This window comes from Pseudomonas sp. H1_F01 (assembly GCF_054681425.1).
In genome coordinates this window covers 4,255,798-4,271,121 of the sequence record NZ_CP162823.1, presented here as the reverse complement: position 1 = coordinate 4,271,121, position 15,324 = coordinate 4,255,798, and the positions used below count along the sequence as shown (strand labels likewise).

The following is a 15,324-nucleotide window of genomic DNA, read 5'->3' as shown; positions in this document are numbered from 1 at the left end:
TCCGCAAGCCACGGCGCCTCTCGATCAATCCGCTTGGTTGCGGATTACTTCCAGCTGGACTGAACGAAACGCGGCAGCTCATCCGGATACGACGTGAACGCCAATTCGGAGGTGTAGGCGTAGTTCATCGAGTAGTTGAACAGCGGCGCCCAGTACGCCTGTTCGCTGATGCGCTGCAACGCCTTGCGGTAGTTGTCCTTGCGCAGTTGCGGGTCGAGGGCGTTGTCAGCGGTCTGCAACCAGCCCTGGACTTGCGGATCCTTGATGTTGTCGTCCGGATTGCCCTTGAACCAGGTGCCGGCCGACGCCGAGGTATCGAGGATCGAGAACGAGCCCCAGGCCTGGAACGACATGGGCACCTTGCCGCCACGTTGCTGATCGCGCAGGGCGGCGTACTTCAAGTAGCGCAGCTTGGCGTTGATGCCCACGGCGCGCAGGTTGCCGATGATGGCTTCGACGTAATCGCGGTCGCGATAAGCGAAGATTTCTGTCTCGAAGCCGTTGGGGTAACCGGCTTCGGCGAGCAACGCCTTGGCCTTGGCCGGGTCGTAGTTGTAGACCGTGGCCGCGGTGGTGTCGCAGCCGAACTGGCCTGGATAGCAGGCCACCTGCAAGGGCTTGGCTTCGCCCCCCACCAGTTGCGTGGCCAGCGCGTTGCGGTTGATCGCATGGTTGATGGCCTGACGCACCTTGAGCTGCTTCATCGGCGAGTTTTCAGTGGAGGTGCCTCGAGCATCGAGAATCAGGAAACCGATGCGCATGGTTTCGCCGCTGGTCACGGTCAGGTTCGGCATACCTTTAAGGTCGACTGCCTGGTCCGGGGTCACACGCCACGTCCAGTCGACGCCATCGGTCATCAACTCGGCCAGGCGGGTTTCTGCATCCGGGATCACCCGGAACTTCAGGTGGCCGATATGCGGCTTGCCTTGTGGGCTGTCTGGAAAGTAGTCCTTGTTGATCTCCATGGTCACGCCTTCGCCGGCCACCACCGACACGGCTTTATACGGCCCGGTACCCACTGGTTTGCGGCTGAATTCAGCCAGGCCGACCTTTTCGAAGTACTGCTTGGGGAACATGGGAACGGCGTTGGACAGGTATTCCAGTGCCGGAGGGAAAGGTTTTTTCAAATGCAGGCGGACGCTGTAGTCACCGGTTTTTTCGGCGCTCTTGATCCAGTCTACGTTTTGCACGGTAACGACTTTCGCTTCGGGCGACACCACGTAGTTGAGGGTGAACACCACGTCGTCGGCGGTGAATGCGTCGCCGTTGTGAAATTTGACGCCTTTGCGCAGTTCAAAGTCGAGGGTGGTGTCGTCGACCTGTGTCCAGCGAGTAGCCAACATGGGTTTGTATTCGCCGCTGCTGGGGTCGCGGTAGATCAGGTTGTCCCAGATCAGCCGGCCGAGAATCACACCTTCGCGTAAATCGTTGTGATAGGGGCTGATGTTTTCAGGCTCGCTGTCGGAAGCGTAAACCAGGGTGTCGTTGGCTTTACCGGCATGCGCCGGAAAACTGCTGATGAGGCCCAACAGCGCAATGCTGCAGGCGAAACCTTTGATGCCCATGCCGTCGTCTCCGTTGGCGAGAGTGGTTGAATCAAAGGGCAGCGGATCGCAAATGCGTAAAGGAGGGGAAAAGCTCGGGTAATGTTTTTGGTCTAGACACGAATGTAGGGAAAGGCTATCAATGCCACAAGAATAATATTTCGATACTTGCGTTGCCGAAAAGGCAATCCTTGGGGGCGCCGATGCAGCTGTATGGTGTGCAGTCCACGGCACTGCGTTATTTTCTGGAAGTGGCACGCTGCGGATCGATCAGCGAAGCCTCAGTGCGCCTGAATGTCGCCGCGTCAGCGGTGAGCCGACAGATTGCCAAGCTGGAGTTGGCCCTGGATGCCAGCTTGTTTGAGCGGCGCGCCCGAGGCATGGTGCTCAGCGAGGCGGGGGCGCGACTGGCGGCCTATGCGCGCAAGTCGCAGCTTGAGGCCGAGCAGGTGGTGCTGGAGATCACCGAGCTGCATGGCCTGCAGCGGGGCCATGTGCATGTTGCCTGCTCGGAAGGCTTTGCACTGGAATACATGCCCAGGAGCATCAGCGCATTCAGGCGTGAGTATCAGGGCATTCATTTCACCTTGGAGGTCTGTGCGCCTGCCGAAGCGACCGAGAAGGTGCGTTCCGGCGAAGCCGATCTGGCGATGACCTTCAGCCTTACGCCGCAAAAGGAAATCAAGGTCGAGCATGTCCTGAGCGGGGCGATTTTTGCCGTGGTCGCCAATTCCCATCCCTTGGCCGGGCGTGAAGCGGTCAGCCTCGCCGAGCTGCAGCCCTGGCCCATTGCGTTACCCAAGGCCGACACCACGATACGGCAACTGTTCGACATCTGTTGCGGTGTACAGGGGTTGTTGTTCGACCCGGTGTTGACCACCAACTACGTTGCCGCGCTCTATAGCTTCGTGCGCGAAGAAGGCGTTATCAGCCTGGCCAGCGAAATGACCTTGCAAAAGCAGGTGGCGGACGGGGTCCTGCAATGCGTGCCGATCCTTGACGAAGGCATGCAGGCACGCCGCATCGAACTGCAAAGCATGGCTGGCCGCAATCTACCGGCAGCGGTGTGTGCCTTCAGGGATTTTCTGATTGCGGATCTGGCGAAAGCGAAGCGCTGAGTCGGGTGAATTTTTGAACATCAGGCGCCGCGCTGTATCTGCTCCAGTATCAGGCTGTCGGTTATGTTCATGTCGTCCAGCAGCAGAAACATCTTGCTCAGCACCTCGGCCATTTTCCTGTCGGTGTCGGCGAACGGCAGGTAGAACTCCGTGGAGCTGCTGCCAGCGGGCACGATGCACAGGTAGTTGCCAGGTTCGATATGGATGGCCGCGCTGCCCAGGTGAATGCGGTAGTTCGCACGCTGGCCGGTAATGTGCAGAAAATGCCCTTCACATTTAACGTTTTGCAACCCTAGCCCTTGAACCAACTCACCGACCAGTTCGGCGCGTCGTTGCAGGGTTTCTTGGCTGGTGCTGTAGTCGTCTGCGGTGTGGGCCACGGAGACCAGCAGGTCGGCGTCGCGCATGATTTCCGAGAACAGCAGCGGCGGTACTTGCTCAAGGGGCAGGGCTTTTTGGTCGCGGTAGAACGCAATCGTGTCGAAGGTAAAGTGTTCTGTTTCCGAGAGGTAATGGCCGGTATCCAGAAAGTTGAACAGGGCGAAGATGCCGTGCTCTTTGCTCTCGTAGTAGATGTCCTCGACGCTTGAGGTCGACCAGTTGCGGACCTGCAGCAACCGGGCGGCGATTTTACCTTTGAGGCGGTGGCCGGCAAATCGGTTGGACCACAGGCCGGTGTCTCGCTCAGCAGGTGTTAACAGGTACAGCTCGCGAAAGGCCTGTTTGAACGGCTGCACGCGGCGATGGGTCACCACTTCTTTCTGCCAGGCCGACAGTTGTCCGGCCGTGAACAGATGAAAAGGGTGAGCGATACGCAGAGTCCTTTCAGCGACGTATTGGCGACCTTCCAGGTCAGTCACCGTCAGCGTTGCGGCATCGAGCCAGCCCAGCGCAGCGTCGTCGGCCTGCACAATCAGCTGTTCGAGCAGCAGGCGAACCGCGGGCATTTTCAACAGCGGCTTCAGGTCGTCCAGAGCCAGGGTTTCGCCGCTGCTCATCATCGCTTCCAGGGTGCGGCAGAAGCGGGCGATCTGTTCCTTGAGCTGGGTCTGCTGCGTTTTGAGGGCGATGAATTCTGGGTTTTTGCGCACCGCAGGCGGTGCGGTCTTGAGTGTCTTTGCAGCTTTGCAGATGTGCAACGAGGGCGACAAACCGTCGATGACGAGCGTGATGTCATAGCCATCGATGGTGGCGGCCGTCAGCGCGGATTCGGCGATCTGCGATTCCATGGCCCACTCCAGGCGAATCGCCGAGGGGTAACCGGCGACACGCGCCAGGTTTTCCAGGCCTGCCTGCACCGCTGCGTGGGAGTTGGCCTGGCGTTGAGCGCCGTATTTGCGCACCTCTTTGTGCAGTTTCTTGAGCGTCAGATAGCGCTGGCGTACGTCGTCCGGCCCCGTGACGGGCAGCAGGCCATAGATGCGCATTGCCGGCTGTGCGTGGCGGGACAACTTCTTTTCCAGCGCCGGTCGACCGATGCCCTGGTAGGCGTCGAGCAGCACACGCGTCTCGGGAAACGCCCAGTGCGAGGGTTCGAGCGCCGCGAGGTATTCGCGCAGGTGGTCGGGGTCGGCCTCGGCCAGTGCCTTGTCCAGCAGGTAGCGGTCCACCACACCCACGGTTTCATCCAGCGTATTGGGCAGGTCGGTGCCCCAGCCGGACTGAGGTGCCAGGGCAATGTTCAGGTATTCACGCTGGAAGGCTTGCAGATCACTCCAACCGAGCGCGTCGAGCACCACACGGCTGGCTTGTCCGGCGTAGGGCAGGGCAGTCAGCAGGCTGTTTCTGGAAAAGCCGGTCAGCGCCGGGAGCAGTTCTTCCGACGGGTGCTTGGGCAACGCCTGAAGCGACAGGAAGCGTTCGAGCACCGCGGCCGTGTAGCCGAATCCGTCGAGAAAGTTATCCGGCGTCATGCCCAGTCGTTCGACGACCGCCAGGGCCTGCAACAACCAGCGGGTCTGATACACCTCGACCGAACGGAAGGTGTCAGCCAGCTTCTCGGCATTAGCGGGCAATCCAGCCAGGGCGTCCTCGACATAACGAACGGTGAAGTTCACCAGTTCAGGGGGCACCGCAGCAGCTTCTTCAGTGAGGGGCTCATCGCTCAGGGACGACTCATCATCGAGGCCTTCGTCTTCCGGGGCCTCGTCGTTTGAATCGTCCTCGTCGAACGCTTCCTCGGCGTAGCGATCCAGGTCCACATCATCGCTGTCCAGCCCGGTGTCGTCAGCGTAGAACATCATGGCGCGGCCCCAGGTATTGGCCGCCCGGACGAAGCGAGGGTAATCGAGGCGGCCCGCTTCCAGCAGGCCCAGCGCGATGCGCTGGATTTCCTTGTGCACGTAGATATACGCGTCGGCGATTTTCCTCTCTTCTTCATCAACTGGGGAAGGGGGCTGCGCGCGATTCCAGCTGCCGTCCAGCAACCATTCGGCAAAGGTCTGCCAGGCCGGGGTGGGCGGGTAATTGCTCAGGCGATTGATGCACGCCGGGACGTCAGGCAAGGCCCAGGCCTGGTCCGGGCTTCTTCGGTAATAGGCCGGGCCATCTTCGTCAGTGGGCAATGGATAGTCACTGTCCTCGAAGGCAAATTGCAGCATGTGCTGCAGTCGCGCGCAGATCTGCTCCAGTGAATAGGCATCCGGGTGAGCCGTGAGCCACGCATCGCAGAGTCGATATTGCAGGCCATAGCGCTGTTGATCGCGGCGGTCCTCCAGATCGTCCCAAACGGTCGGGAACACAAAACCATCAGCCAGCGCTTTGGGCCCCTCCTGGGGATGCTGCCTGACCCAGTCAGCGGCTATGCGCAGGCAGTCGATGCCGTCCCAGAAATCGGGCTCGAATTGGTCATATTGGCTGAGCTCGGGATAGTCATCCAGCGCGCTATCACAGAATGCTCGCAGCGCAGCGAGGCGTGTGGCTTGTTCGGGCACAGGACGGCGTGATTGCATGAGGGTATCCGAGGGAAGTGAACGACGAAGATCAACCGCCAATCAGTGGCACGAGGCGGATAAACGCGAGCGTGGAAGGGGGGCTCAATTCGATTGTCTCAGCGAGACTTTGCAGCATGACGCCGTTGTGCAGAACGCGGAACGCACGCGCTTCAAAACCCTTCAAGGCTCGTTCGATCTCAACGTCGACATCCAGGTCTGGAGCCGCGCTGGCCTGAGGCATGACCACCGCGCCTTCACTGGCTTGCCGAAGAACCTCCCGCTCGCTCAGGTATTGGCGATCGAGCACTTCACGCATCGACGCTTGTTCCAGGCAGTGCTGGACCGACAGCGCGGCGATCTGTTCGGCCACGGTCAGGCGAATGAGCTCGGCGACCGTCAAGGTCAACGAACTCGGTGTCAGGGTGACAGGGGGCAGCAAAGGCTCCTGGCGTGCGCCTTTCAGGCAATAGCTATGAACCACGAACTCCATGACGCATTCCTTGCAAGCCAGGCCAGCCGGGGGGATGGCGCCTTAGCATATCCGGGTCTGCAATAAATTTCATCGCGCTGCGTAATGCTAAGGCTGGCCTGTACTCTTGGTGGAGACAATTTTGCCGCAACGGAGCCATGAGCACCCGAGAACCCCGGTGGGAGCGAGCTTGCTCGCGATAGCGTCGGTACATTAAACATCACTGCAAGCTGACCCACCGCCATCGCGAGCAAGCCTGCTCCCATAGGGGGACCGAGTCAGGCAGTGGCACCCATAGTGGCTTTTCGTTTGTATTGCAGGGGGCGGGAGTAGTGATGCCTGATCAGTAGTCAGGCTGTCATTGCACGATTAGTGGCAACAATTTGCTCATGCGTGAACTGGCTGCCGGGCGCCATGAACTTGGCCAGAAGTGCGTCCCGGTTTTGAGGAGCCTTCGTTTTATCAGCCGCACATAAGGCCGATTTCAGCGCCGGCAACGTTAGTTCGGTGCAGTACGCAGGGGTACCTGGTTGCTGGCGCCATGAGCCCTCAAGGCTGCCAGCGGCAAGCGCGGTGAAACCGGTATCCTCGACGAGATCCTGCGCGATTGCCTCGGCATTGGCGTCATCCCCAGCGACAGGCAAGGCGATGCGTGTTGAGGACCCGGCGGGTTGGCCTTTGTCGGCAAGCGTCGCTGCGAGGAGGGCGTTCCATGCCTTAACGACCGGGCGGCCAATCTGCTCGCTTACCCAGACGCTCTCGGGCTTGCCGTCGTCTACTTCCTTGATGGCTCCGTCACGCCCTGGATAATAATTGGATGTGTCAATGAGGACGACTTGCTCGGGAACATGACTTAACGTCTGCTTGAGATCAGGGTATTTCGCGAAGGGGATCGAGAGGATAACAACGTCCACCTCGGACACCGCCTCTTCCTTGGTTACCGCCTGTACGCCGATTTCATTGGCAAGGTTCTGAAGGCTCCGAGGGGCCTTCGAGTTTGCCAGTTTGACCTCATGGCCGCACGCAGCGAGCTTACGGGCAAGGGTAGCCCCGATGTTACCCGCGCCGATAATTCCGATTTTCATTTCAATGACTTCCTCGCCTATCAAACTATTCAGTTACCCACAAACGGTGCCCCGTCGAGGCAGGTGCTACCGACATGGTTAACCTCATTCTGCCGGTGCTTTGTATCCTGCAAGCATGTTCAATATCTCATCATGGGCACCGTTCGCTTCAGCAAGCCGCAATGGTTTGGCGCGTTCGACGACAAGTTCCCGTGGGGTCGGGGTAATCTCGAGTAGCTCGAAGATTTCATTCAAGAACTCGTCCAAAGGCATGGCGTGTTCGTCATTTTCCTGCCCAAGCAAAGTGGTGCGCACACCCGGTGGCGCAAGCTCGATAACCTCGACTGACGAGGCCTCCAGTTGCACGCGAAGGCTTTGAGTGAACGAGTGAACGGCCGCTTTGGTTGCGCTGTAGGTCGGTGTTGCAGGCAGCGGGACGAATGCCAAGGCCGAACTGACATTGATGATCGTTGCACTGGGCTGCTTGATCAGTTGGGGAGTGAATGCGTACACCATGCGAATCGTGCCAAGCAAGTTCGTTGTCACGATATCTTCGGCGGTGCCCAGGTATTGCGGATCAGTCAGGTCCTCCCAGTGCATGATGCCCGCGTTGTTTATGAGCACGTTCAGATTCGGGTGACTGATCGCAAGCGCTTCGCTGGTGCGCTGGATGGATTGTGGATCGCAGACGTCCAGCAATACCGATTCAAGACCTGGATGTTCCGACACGATCTTGTCGAGCAGAGCCTTGCGCCGTCCCGCGATGATGACGTTGTTTCCCGCCTTGTGAAGCCTGAGCGCCAGACCAAGGCCGATGCCTGAGGTACTGCCGGTAACCAGGATCGTGTTGCCAGTGCTGTTCATAGTAAACTCCGGTAAGGGTATTCAAGCGGACAACTGTCCACTTGCTGAAAAAACTACCGGACAACTGTCCGCTTTGCAATGCAGCGAAGGAAAAAACTTTGCCCAGGAATGACGAATTGGCGATGCGTTCTGACGCCAAGAAAAACCGAGAACGAATTCTGAAGGTCGCTGTGGCAGAGCTGACGCTCGATCCCGCGGTCCCGCTGAGCGCGATTGCGAAGAAAGCCGGCGTGGGGCAGGGCACGTTCTATCGCCATTTCGCCAACAGAGAGGCGCTGGTATTCGAGGTTTATCAATTCGAAATGCAGCAAGTGGCCTCGCTGGCCGAACAACTGCTCGCTACAAAACCACCTAAGGAGGCCCTGCGAGAATGGATGGATTGCCTCGTCGAATATGCAATGACAAAGTCCGGACTTGCGACCGCGATTCGGCAAGCAGCCTCTACTTACGAGTTCCCAGGGAAGTCGGGATACGCCCCCGTCCAGGCAGCCGCCGAGTTGCTTTTGAGGGCAAATGAAAAGGCTGGAACGATTCGTAGCGGGGTGACCCACGACGACTTTTTTCTAGCCACTGCCGGAATATGGCAAATAGATTCCCAGAGCGAATGGCGCTCACGTCTCGCCAGATTGATGAACCTGGTCATGGATGGTCTATGCGCTGGCAGCCCCGAAAGCCTGAAGAAAGAACCGTCCAGCACTGAGTGACCACAGGGAAGTAGAGCGACTATCAAGATCGTCTATCAAACGACAGCGCAAGATTACTGCCGCTGCACCACGGCCGATCATGCCGTGTTCGAAGCGGCATGACCGGTGCGTTTTGCCGATTATTTTTGCGCCAGCAATGCCTTTCTTGCCGCCTTTTCGTGTTTCATGGCGGCGATTTCACGCTCGCAGGCCTCGACATCGAACGAGTTGTCCCACTTGGCAATGGCGATGGTGCCGATGCCGTTACCGATCAGGTTGGTAACGGCTCGCGCTTCGTTGAGGAACCGGTCAATGCCCAAGAGCAAAACCAGGCCTACCAGGGGAATGGAGTGGATGGTTGTGAGCGTTGCAGCCAGCGTTACGAAGCCCGCGCCCGCCACGCCAGCCGAGCCTTTTGAGGTCAGCAGGAATACGCCCAGCAGAATCATCTGATCCACAAAGGTCAGTGGCGTATTGGTCGCCTGGGCGATAAAGATGGCAGCCATGGTGAGATAGATGCAGGTGCCGTCCGCATTGAAGGTGTACCCCGTAGGCAACACCATGCCCACGACGGATTTTTTGCAGCCAAGCTTTTCAAGCTTCACCATCATTCGCGGCAGCACGGCTTCGGTTGAGCAGGTGCCAAGCGTGATGAGAATCTCATCTTTGAAATAACGAAGAAATTGCATCAGCGGCATGCCCGACCATCGAGCAACCGAACCCAGCACCACCACGATGAAAATCAAGGTCGTGATGTAGAGCGCGACCAGCAATTGGCCGAGTGACAGCAAGGTCCCAATCCCGTATTTGCCAATAGTGAAAGCCATGCCGGCACCGGCACCAATCGGAGCCAGGCGCATGACCATTGCAACGACCTTGAACAGGCCTTGCAGGAACAGATCAATGGTGTTGATCAACGGCTTGCTGGTTTCGCCCATTTGAACCAGGGCTATACCCATCAATACCGAAAGCAGGATGATCTGAAGCATGACGCCATTGGAGAAGGCGCCGATGAAGGTTTGCGGGATGATATTGAGAAAGAAATCGATGGCGCCGCCTTGCTCACTGGCAGCTTGGCTGTATTTGCTAATGGCACTTCCATCAAGCGCGCTGGCGTTGATGTTCATACCGACGCCAGGCTTCACGATGTTGACCACAATAAGGCCGACGACCAGGGCGATGGTTGAAAGAATCTCGAAGTAGATCAGCGCTTTTACGCCAATTCGGCCGACTTCCTTGATACTGCCCATCTTGGCGATACCGACAACGACCGTACCGAAAATAATGGGCGCCAACAGCATTTTGATCAGTTTGATGAAGCCATCGGCAAAGGGTTGGAGCTTGGCTCCGATATCTGGCAGGAAGTAACCGATTGCTGCACCGATCACGATGCCGATGAGTACTTGCACATACAGCTGGCCATACCAGCGGGATTTGGAGATTTCCACGGAAGCACCTCATTTTATTTTTGTGATGGGCATGTGGCTTGACGTTGGTGGGCGATGCCTGCCTGGTGCTGCGGCCCCTTGCACAGAGACCGCAGGTCGAGGGTGATCAGCCTTCGCCCAACTCACGCATTACAGCGTACAAAGCGGACTTGGCTTCGAAGCCAACACCCGGAATATCCGGCAGGCCGACATAGCTGTTTTCCACCTGGATCCCGTCAGCGAAGCCACCGAAAGGCTGGAACACATCCGGGTACGATTCGTTACCGCCAAGGTGCAGACCTGCTGCGATGTTCAGGGACATCTGGTGACCACCATGCGGAACTACGCGACGGGAAGACCAACCCATTTCTTCCATCACCTTGAGGGTGCGCATGTACTCCACAAGCCCGTAGGACAGCGCGCAGTCGAACTGGAGGTAGTCGCGATCGGGGCGCATGCCGCCGTGGCGCAGCAGGTTGCGGGCGTCCTGGTGGGAGAACAGGTTTTCCCCGGTGGCCATGGGCAGTTCATAGTGATTTGCAAGCTCGGCCTGCAAGGCGTAGTCAAGCGGGTCGCCGACCTCTTCGTACCAGAAGAGGTTGTACTTCTTGATGGCTTCTGCGTAAGCAATACCGGTCTGCAGATCGAAACGGCCATTGGCATCGACTGCCAGTCGACGACCGTCGCCAACCACTTCAAGCACCGCTTCGATGCGACGGATATCTTCGTCCAGTGGCACTGCGCCGATCTTCATCTTGACGACGTCGTAGCCACGATCCAGATAGCTCTGCATTTCCGCCTTGAGCTTGGTCTGGTCTTTGCCAGGGTAGTAGTAGCCGCCCGCTGCATAGACCCAGACCTTGTCATCGGCCACGCCGTTACGGTAACGGTCGGCCAGCAGACGATACAGCGGTTTGCCTTCAATCTTGGCGACGGCGTCCCATACGGCCATGTCGATGGTGCCCACTGCAACCGAGCGCTCGCCATGGCCGCCTGGCTTTTCGTTGGTCATCAAGGTTTTCCAGATGGCGAACGGGTCCAGGTTGTTGTTGGCATGGTCGATGAGCGTGTCTGGATCCGCCTCCGTAATGCGCGCCAGGAAACGATCACGCATCAATGCGCCCTGGCCATAGCGTCCATTGGAGTTGAAGCCGTAGCCGATGACAGGCTTTGCGTCACGAATCACATCAGTGATGACAGCGACAACCGAGCACGTCATTTTCGAAAAATCGATGTAGGCGTTAGCAATCGGGGAGGCAATGGAAACAGTTTTTTCACGAATGTCTACGATGCGCATGGCGGGGTCCTCTTGTTGTTTGTGGCCCCACGTTAGGCTTTGCGATGTCACCCGCCCAATGCTATTAATGCCGCACCCTATGCACAGGAGGCATGGCCCTTGGAACTCGTTTGGCTTGAGGATTTTTCAGCGCTTGCGGAGTACGGCAGCTTCGTTCGGGCGGCTGAAGCGCGGCACGTTACCCAGCCGGCATTCAGTCGCAGAGTGCGCTCGCTGGAGAGCTGGATGGGGGTGCAATTGTTCGTTCGAACGCCTCAAGGCGCGACACTTACTGAAGCCGGGAGGCAAATTTTGCCGAGTGCCCAGGAGGCTGCCAGGCGCTTGTACAGAATGCGCAACGAGGCTCAAGAGGTTGCTGGGATGGCTGCCAGGTCGCTTCAATTTGCGGCAACGCATTCCCTGTCGTTTACATTTTTTCCCAGGTGGCTTCGAAGCTCGGAGAGCGGTGCTCCCATCGAGGCTGTGCAACTGCACTCCGATAGCATGGCTGTCTGTGAGCAGATGCTGATACATGGCCAGGTTCAGTTTCTGCTCTGCCATCGCCATCCTGATGTTCCACCTTTGCTCGCCCCAGATCAGTTCATCGGCAAAAAGGTGGGAGAAGACGTTCTGGTTCCTCTGGCGAGTGCCTCCGCCAACTTCGGCACCTCGCCTGCGGCATTGCCATACCTGGCTTACACCCATGAGTCTGGACTGGGGCGTATCGTCGCCCACAGGTTGCGTGGCAAAGAAGATTACCTGCACCTCAAACCCCTTTTCAGCAGCCACCTTGCAGCCGTGCTGATGTCCATGGCCCTGGAAAGCAAAGGCGTGGCCTGGTTGCCCAAGAGCCTCACCGAGCAGGAAATGCTGGATGGGCGCTTAGTCAGGGCGCTCGACGAAAGCTGGGACATACCGCTGGAAATTCATCTGACCCGTCCATCGGCGCCGCTCAGTCAATCTGCCGAAGCGTTCTGGGCCCGGCTGGGGCAGTGACCAGGCGCGTTTCATGTAACGCGCTGCGTTGCACAATAAAAATAGAATTTGAGTGTGCAAATCGCCGCTGATCCCTTGCCGGGACCGCGGCGAAGTGTCGAGCCTGGCGCTACTTGTAATGTTGTTCAAACACCGCCAATTGCTCAGGCTTGATCAGCTGAAAGGGCACCCAGACGTCCGTTTCCACCGGCTCTCCCTTGATCATCTTGAGCGCTGCCTGTACTGCACTGGTCGCCTGGGCCTTGGGGTCCTGGAACACCGAGGCGACCAGCATCCCACGCTTGATCGCCGCCAGGCCGTCAGGCAAGCCGTCGATGCCGACAATCGCGATCTCGCCCTTGGCTTTGCCGGCCTGTTGCAAGGCCATGGCCGCACCGATGGCCATCTCGTCGTTGTTGGCGACGATGGCATCGAAACGACTGCCCGCCAATAGCCAGTTGCTGGTCAGGTCCATCCCTTTGTTGCGCTGCCACTCGGCACTTTGCTGCTCGACAATCTTGATCCCGGGATAATCCTTGAGCACCTGCTTGACGCCTTCGGTGCGGTCGTGGGTCGCGTTTTGTGCCAGGTCGCCCATGATGATCGCGAGGTTGCCCTTGCCACCGAGCTTTTCGGCCAGGTAGCGCATTTGCAGCTGTCCGGCCTCGATGTCATTGGACGCGACCGTGACGACGCCTTTGGGCAAGGTGCGCTCGTCCGGGTGACGGTTGACGTAGACCAGCGGCGTCTTCGCTTCGACCGCGGCGCGGGTGATGTTGGCCGTGGCGGAGGTGTCCACCGGCAGGACAATGACCGCATCTACTTTCTGGTTGATAAAACCCTGGACCTGGTTGAGCTGGCGCACCACATCGCCTTGGGCGTCCTCGAACTGGATCTGCACGTTTTCCTTTTTCGCGGCCTCGTCCAGGCCGTTGCGCACGTAGGTCATGAAGTTGTCGTCGACCCTGGCGATGCTGACGCCGATGCGATAGTCGGCGGCGGCCCATTGGCTGAAGAGCAATAGCAGGGTGGCGAAAAGCAGTGTGCAACGACGCATGATGGTTTTCCTTTTGTTGTTATGAGTTGTACGTCACCAAGAGATGAAAATCTGCCGCACGTGTTGAATTCGGCGCGGGCTTTATCCATCAAGCGTGAAGGCCTGCCGGAAACGCTCAAGCGCGACCTCGCTGTCACCGCTGGCCCAGCCTTCGAGGCCGACGACACCGCTGTATCCCATGCCGAACAAGGCCCTGGCAATGGCGGGATAATGGATTTCACCGGTACCGGGCTCCATGCGCCCCGGGACGTCGGCGACCTGGATCTCGCCGATGGCGCTGCCGGCGCGCTGGATCAGTTCGATCAGGTTGCCTTCGCCGATCTGTGCGTGATAGAGGTCCAGGTTCATCTTCAGGTGCGGGCTGCCCACGGCCTCGATCAACGCCAGGGTGTCGTCGGCGCGGGCGAACGGCGTGCCCGGGTGGTCGACTTCGGTATTGAGGTTTTCCAACAGGAATACCCGACCCGCGTCTTCGCCCAGGCGGGCGATTTTTTCCAGCGTCTTGCAGGCGCTCAACCACATGCGGCCGGTGGTCTGGGCCACGGGTTTGACCGGCAACCCCTGGTCACCCAGGCCGGTGCCATGCAGGTTCAGGCTGGGGCAGCCCAATTGAGCGGCGACGGCCAAGGATTCCTGGGCGCTGTCGAGCAGGTGCTGGATGCCCTCGGGATCGGTAAGGTTGCCGGAGATGTAGCCGGTCATGGAGGTGAAATCCGCGCCGGTCGCTACAAGGGCCTGGATGTCTTTGGTCGTCCAGTTCCATATCTCGACGCTGAAGCCCAGCGCGTGGATGCGTTTGACCCGCTCGATAAAGGGCAGGTCGAGAAAAACCATCTCGGCGCTGATCGCCAGTTTGAACGGTGTGAAGCTCATGAAAGCGCTCCTTGCACACGCACTGTTTTGCCCTGTTGGAAGGATTCGATACAGGCGCGGGCAATGGCCAGTGCCGCCCGCGCGTCTTCACCGCTGGCCAGCGGTTTCTCGCCGCTGCGCACGCAACTGACGAAGTGGTTGAGCTCGGCCACATAGGCATCACGCAGCAGGTCGGTGTCCATGCGCTGGGTGTCGGCCTGGACCCCATTGGCCAGGTACCGCAGCAAATCAGAGTCGTTGACGTTGCCCATGGTCAGCATGCCAGCGCTGCCGAACACTTCGCCGCGGACATCGTAGCCATACACGGCCTGGAAATTGGCCTCGGCCGTGGCGATGGCGCCGTTATCGAAACGGATCGTGACCACCGCGGTGTCGAGAAACCCTTTGTCCTTGTAGGCCGGTGCGATCAGGGCATCGGCCATCACAAAAACCTCAACCGCCTCGGCGCCCGGATTCAGGTAGCGCAGGGTGTCGAAGTCATGGATCAGCGTTTCCAGGAAGATCACCCATTGCGGCGAGGCGGCCGGGTTGTTCAGCGCTGGGTCGCGGGTCAGCGAGCGCAGCAGTTGTGGCGTACCGATCCGGCCGCCGACCACGTCCAGGTGAGCGGTGCGGAAACTTTTGGCAAAGCGACGGTTGAAGCCGACTTGTAGTGTTACCCGTGCGTCGGCAGCGGCGGCGATGGCGCGGTCAGCTTCGTCCAGGGTGATGGCCATCGGTTTTTCACAGAACACCCCTTTGCCGGCCCGGGCCGCACTGATCACCAATTCGGCATGGCTGCGTGCCGGGGCGGCAATCAGCACGGCGTCGATGTCCGGGTCATCGAGTAATTGCTGTGGGTCGGTATAGACCTTCTGCACGTCCAGTTCTGCCGCCAAGCGTGCGGCTTGGCCGGGGGTAGGGTCGGCGATGGCGGCGAGGCAGGCGCCGGGGATGTGCCGGGCGGCGGTCAGGCCGTGAAAACTGCCCATGCGGCCGGCGCCGATGAGGCCAAGGCGAATGGTCTTGGATGTGCTCATGAACATGACTCCCTTTATTGTT

General features: G+C 59.0%; 13 protein-coding genes. 3 read left to right on the top strand and 10 right to left on the bottom strand.

The window, feature by feature from the left end; translation table 11 throughout:
* Window positions 1-44: 44 nt before the first annotated feature.
* Window positions 45-1,565 (bottom strand): ABC transporter substrate-binding protein, encoded by a 1,521-nt coding sequence (locus AB4O09_RS19200; RefSeq protein WP_038855937.1) that lies wholly within the window; start codon window positions 1,563-1,565, stop codon window positions 45-47.
* 182 nt (window positions 1,566-1,747) lie between these two features.
* Here AB4O09_RS19200 and AB4O09_RS19195 point away from each other — a divergent pair, with 182 nt between their 5' ends.
* Entirely contained in the window at window positions 1,748-2,662 is a 915-nt protein-coding gene (locus AB4O09_RS19195; protein ID WP_038855938.1) for a LysR substrate-binding domain-containing protein, read from the top strand.
* 20 nt (window positions 2,663-2,682) lie between these two features.
* Here AB4O09_RS19195 and AB4O09_RS19190 read toward each other — a convergent pair whose 3' ends face one another.
* The 4 genes from AB4O09_RS19190 to AB4O09_RS19175 form a co-directional block, all read right to left on the bottom strand.
* Entirely contained in the window at window positions 2,683-5,613 is a 2,931-nt protein-coding gene (locus AB4O09_RS19190) for a DUF4132 domain-containing protein (protein WP_460107360.1), read from the bottom strand.
* A gap of 31 nt (window positions 5,614-5,644) precedes the next feature.
* Window positions 5,645-6,085: a hypothetical protein gene (locus AB4O09_RS19185; protein ID WP_038855940.1), complete on the bottom strand. Its 441-nt coding sequence runs from the start codon at window positions 6,083-6,085 to the stop codon at window positions 5,645-5,647.
* A gap of 329 nt (window positions 6,086-6,414) precedes the next feature.
* The gene (locus tag AB4O09_RS19180; RefSeq protein WP_080587850.1) at window positions 6,415-7,170 is read right to left on the bottom strand and encodes an NADPH-dependent F420 reductase; all 756 of its coding nucleotides are present in this window, start codon (window positions 7,168-7,170) and stop codon (window positions 6,415-6,417) included.
* Window positions 7,171-7,233: 63 nt separating this feature from the next.
* On the bottom strand, window positions 7,234-7,992 hold the full coding sequence (locus AB4O09_RS19175) for an SDR family oxidoreductase (protein WP_038858005.1): 759 nt from the start codon (window positions 7,990-7,992) through the stop codon (window positions 7,234-7,236).
* A 122-nt stretch (window positions 7,993-8,114) separates the two neighbouring features.
* On the opposite strand from AB4O09_RS19175, the gene AB4O09_RS19170 reads away from it, so the two are divergent.
* Window positions 8,115-8,696, top strand: a complete 582-nt coding sequence (locus AB4O09_RS19170) for a TetR/AcrR family transcriptional regulator (RefSeq protein WP_038858009.1) — start codon at window positions 8,115-8,117, stop codon at window positions 8,694-8,696.
* A 119-nt stretch (window positions 8,697-8,815) separates the two neighbouring features.
* Here the strand turns inward: AB4O09_RS19170 and dctA are convergent, their stop codons facing one another.
* Window positions 8,816-10,123, bottom strand: coding sequence for a C4-dicarboxylate transporter DctA (gene dctA / locus AB4O09_RS19165; protein WP_038858003.1), 1,308 nt, complete (start codon window positions 10,121-10,123; stop codon window positions 8,816-8,818).
* 106 nt (window positions 10,124-10,229) lie between these two features.
* Window positions 10,230-11,399, bottom strand: a complete 1,170-nt coding sequence (locus AB4O09_RS19160) for a mandelate racemase/muconate lactonizing enzyme family protein (protein WP_038858001.1) — start codon at window positions 11,397-11,399, stop codon at window positions 10,230-10,232.
* 99 nt (window positions 11,400-11,498) lie between these two features.
* Here AB4O09_RS19160 and AB4O09_RS19155 point away from each other — a divergent pair, with 99 nt between their 5' ends.
* Entirely contained in the window at window positions 11,499-12,374 is an 876-nt protein-coding gene (locus AB4O09_RS19155; protein WP_018600329.1) for a LysR family transcriptional regulator, read from the top strand.
* 109 nt (window positions 12,375-12,483) lie between these two features.
* Here the strand turns inward: AB4O09_RS19155 and AB4O09_RS19150 are convergent, their stop codons facing one another.
* From AB4O09_RS19150 to AB4O09_RS19140, 3 genes are all read right to left on the bottom strand, one after another.
* Window positions 12,484-13,410, bottom strand: coding sequence for a sugar ABC transporter substrate-binding protein (locus tag AB4O09_RS19150; protein ID WP_038857999.1), 927 nt, complete (start codon window positions 13,408-13,410; stop codon window positions 12,484-12,486).
* An 81-nt stretch (window positions 13,411-13,491) separates the two neighbouring features.
* A complete protein-coding gene (locus tag AB4O09_RS19145) occupies window positions 13,492-14,283 on the bottom strand; it encodes a TIM barrel protein (protein ID WP_038857996.1) in 792 nt (263 codons plus the stop codon).
* A complete protein-coding gene (locus AB4O09_RS19140) occupies window positions 14,280-15,302 on the bottom strand; it encodes a Gfo/Idh/MocA family oxidoreductase (RefSeq protein WP_460053184.1) in 1,023 nt (340 codons plus the stop codon). Before AB4O09_RS19140 ends, AB4O09_RS19145 begins: the two co-directional genes overlap by 4 nt.
* Window positions 15,303-15,324 lie beyond the last annotated feature (22 nt).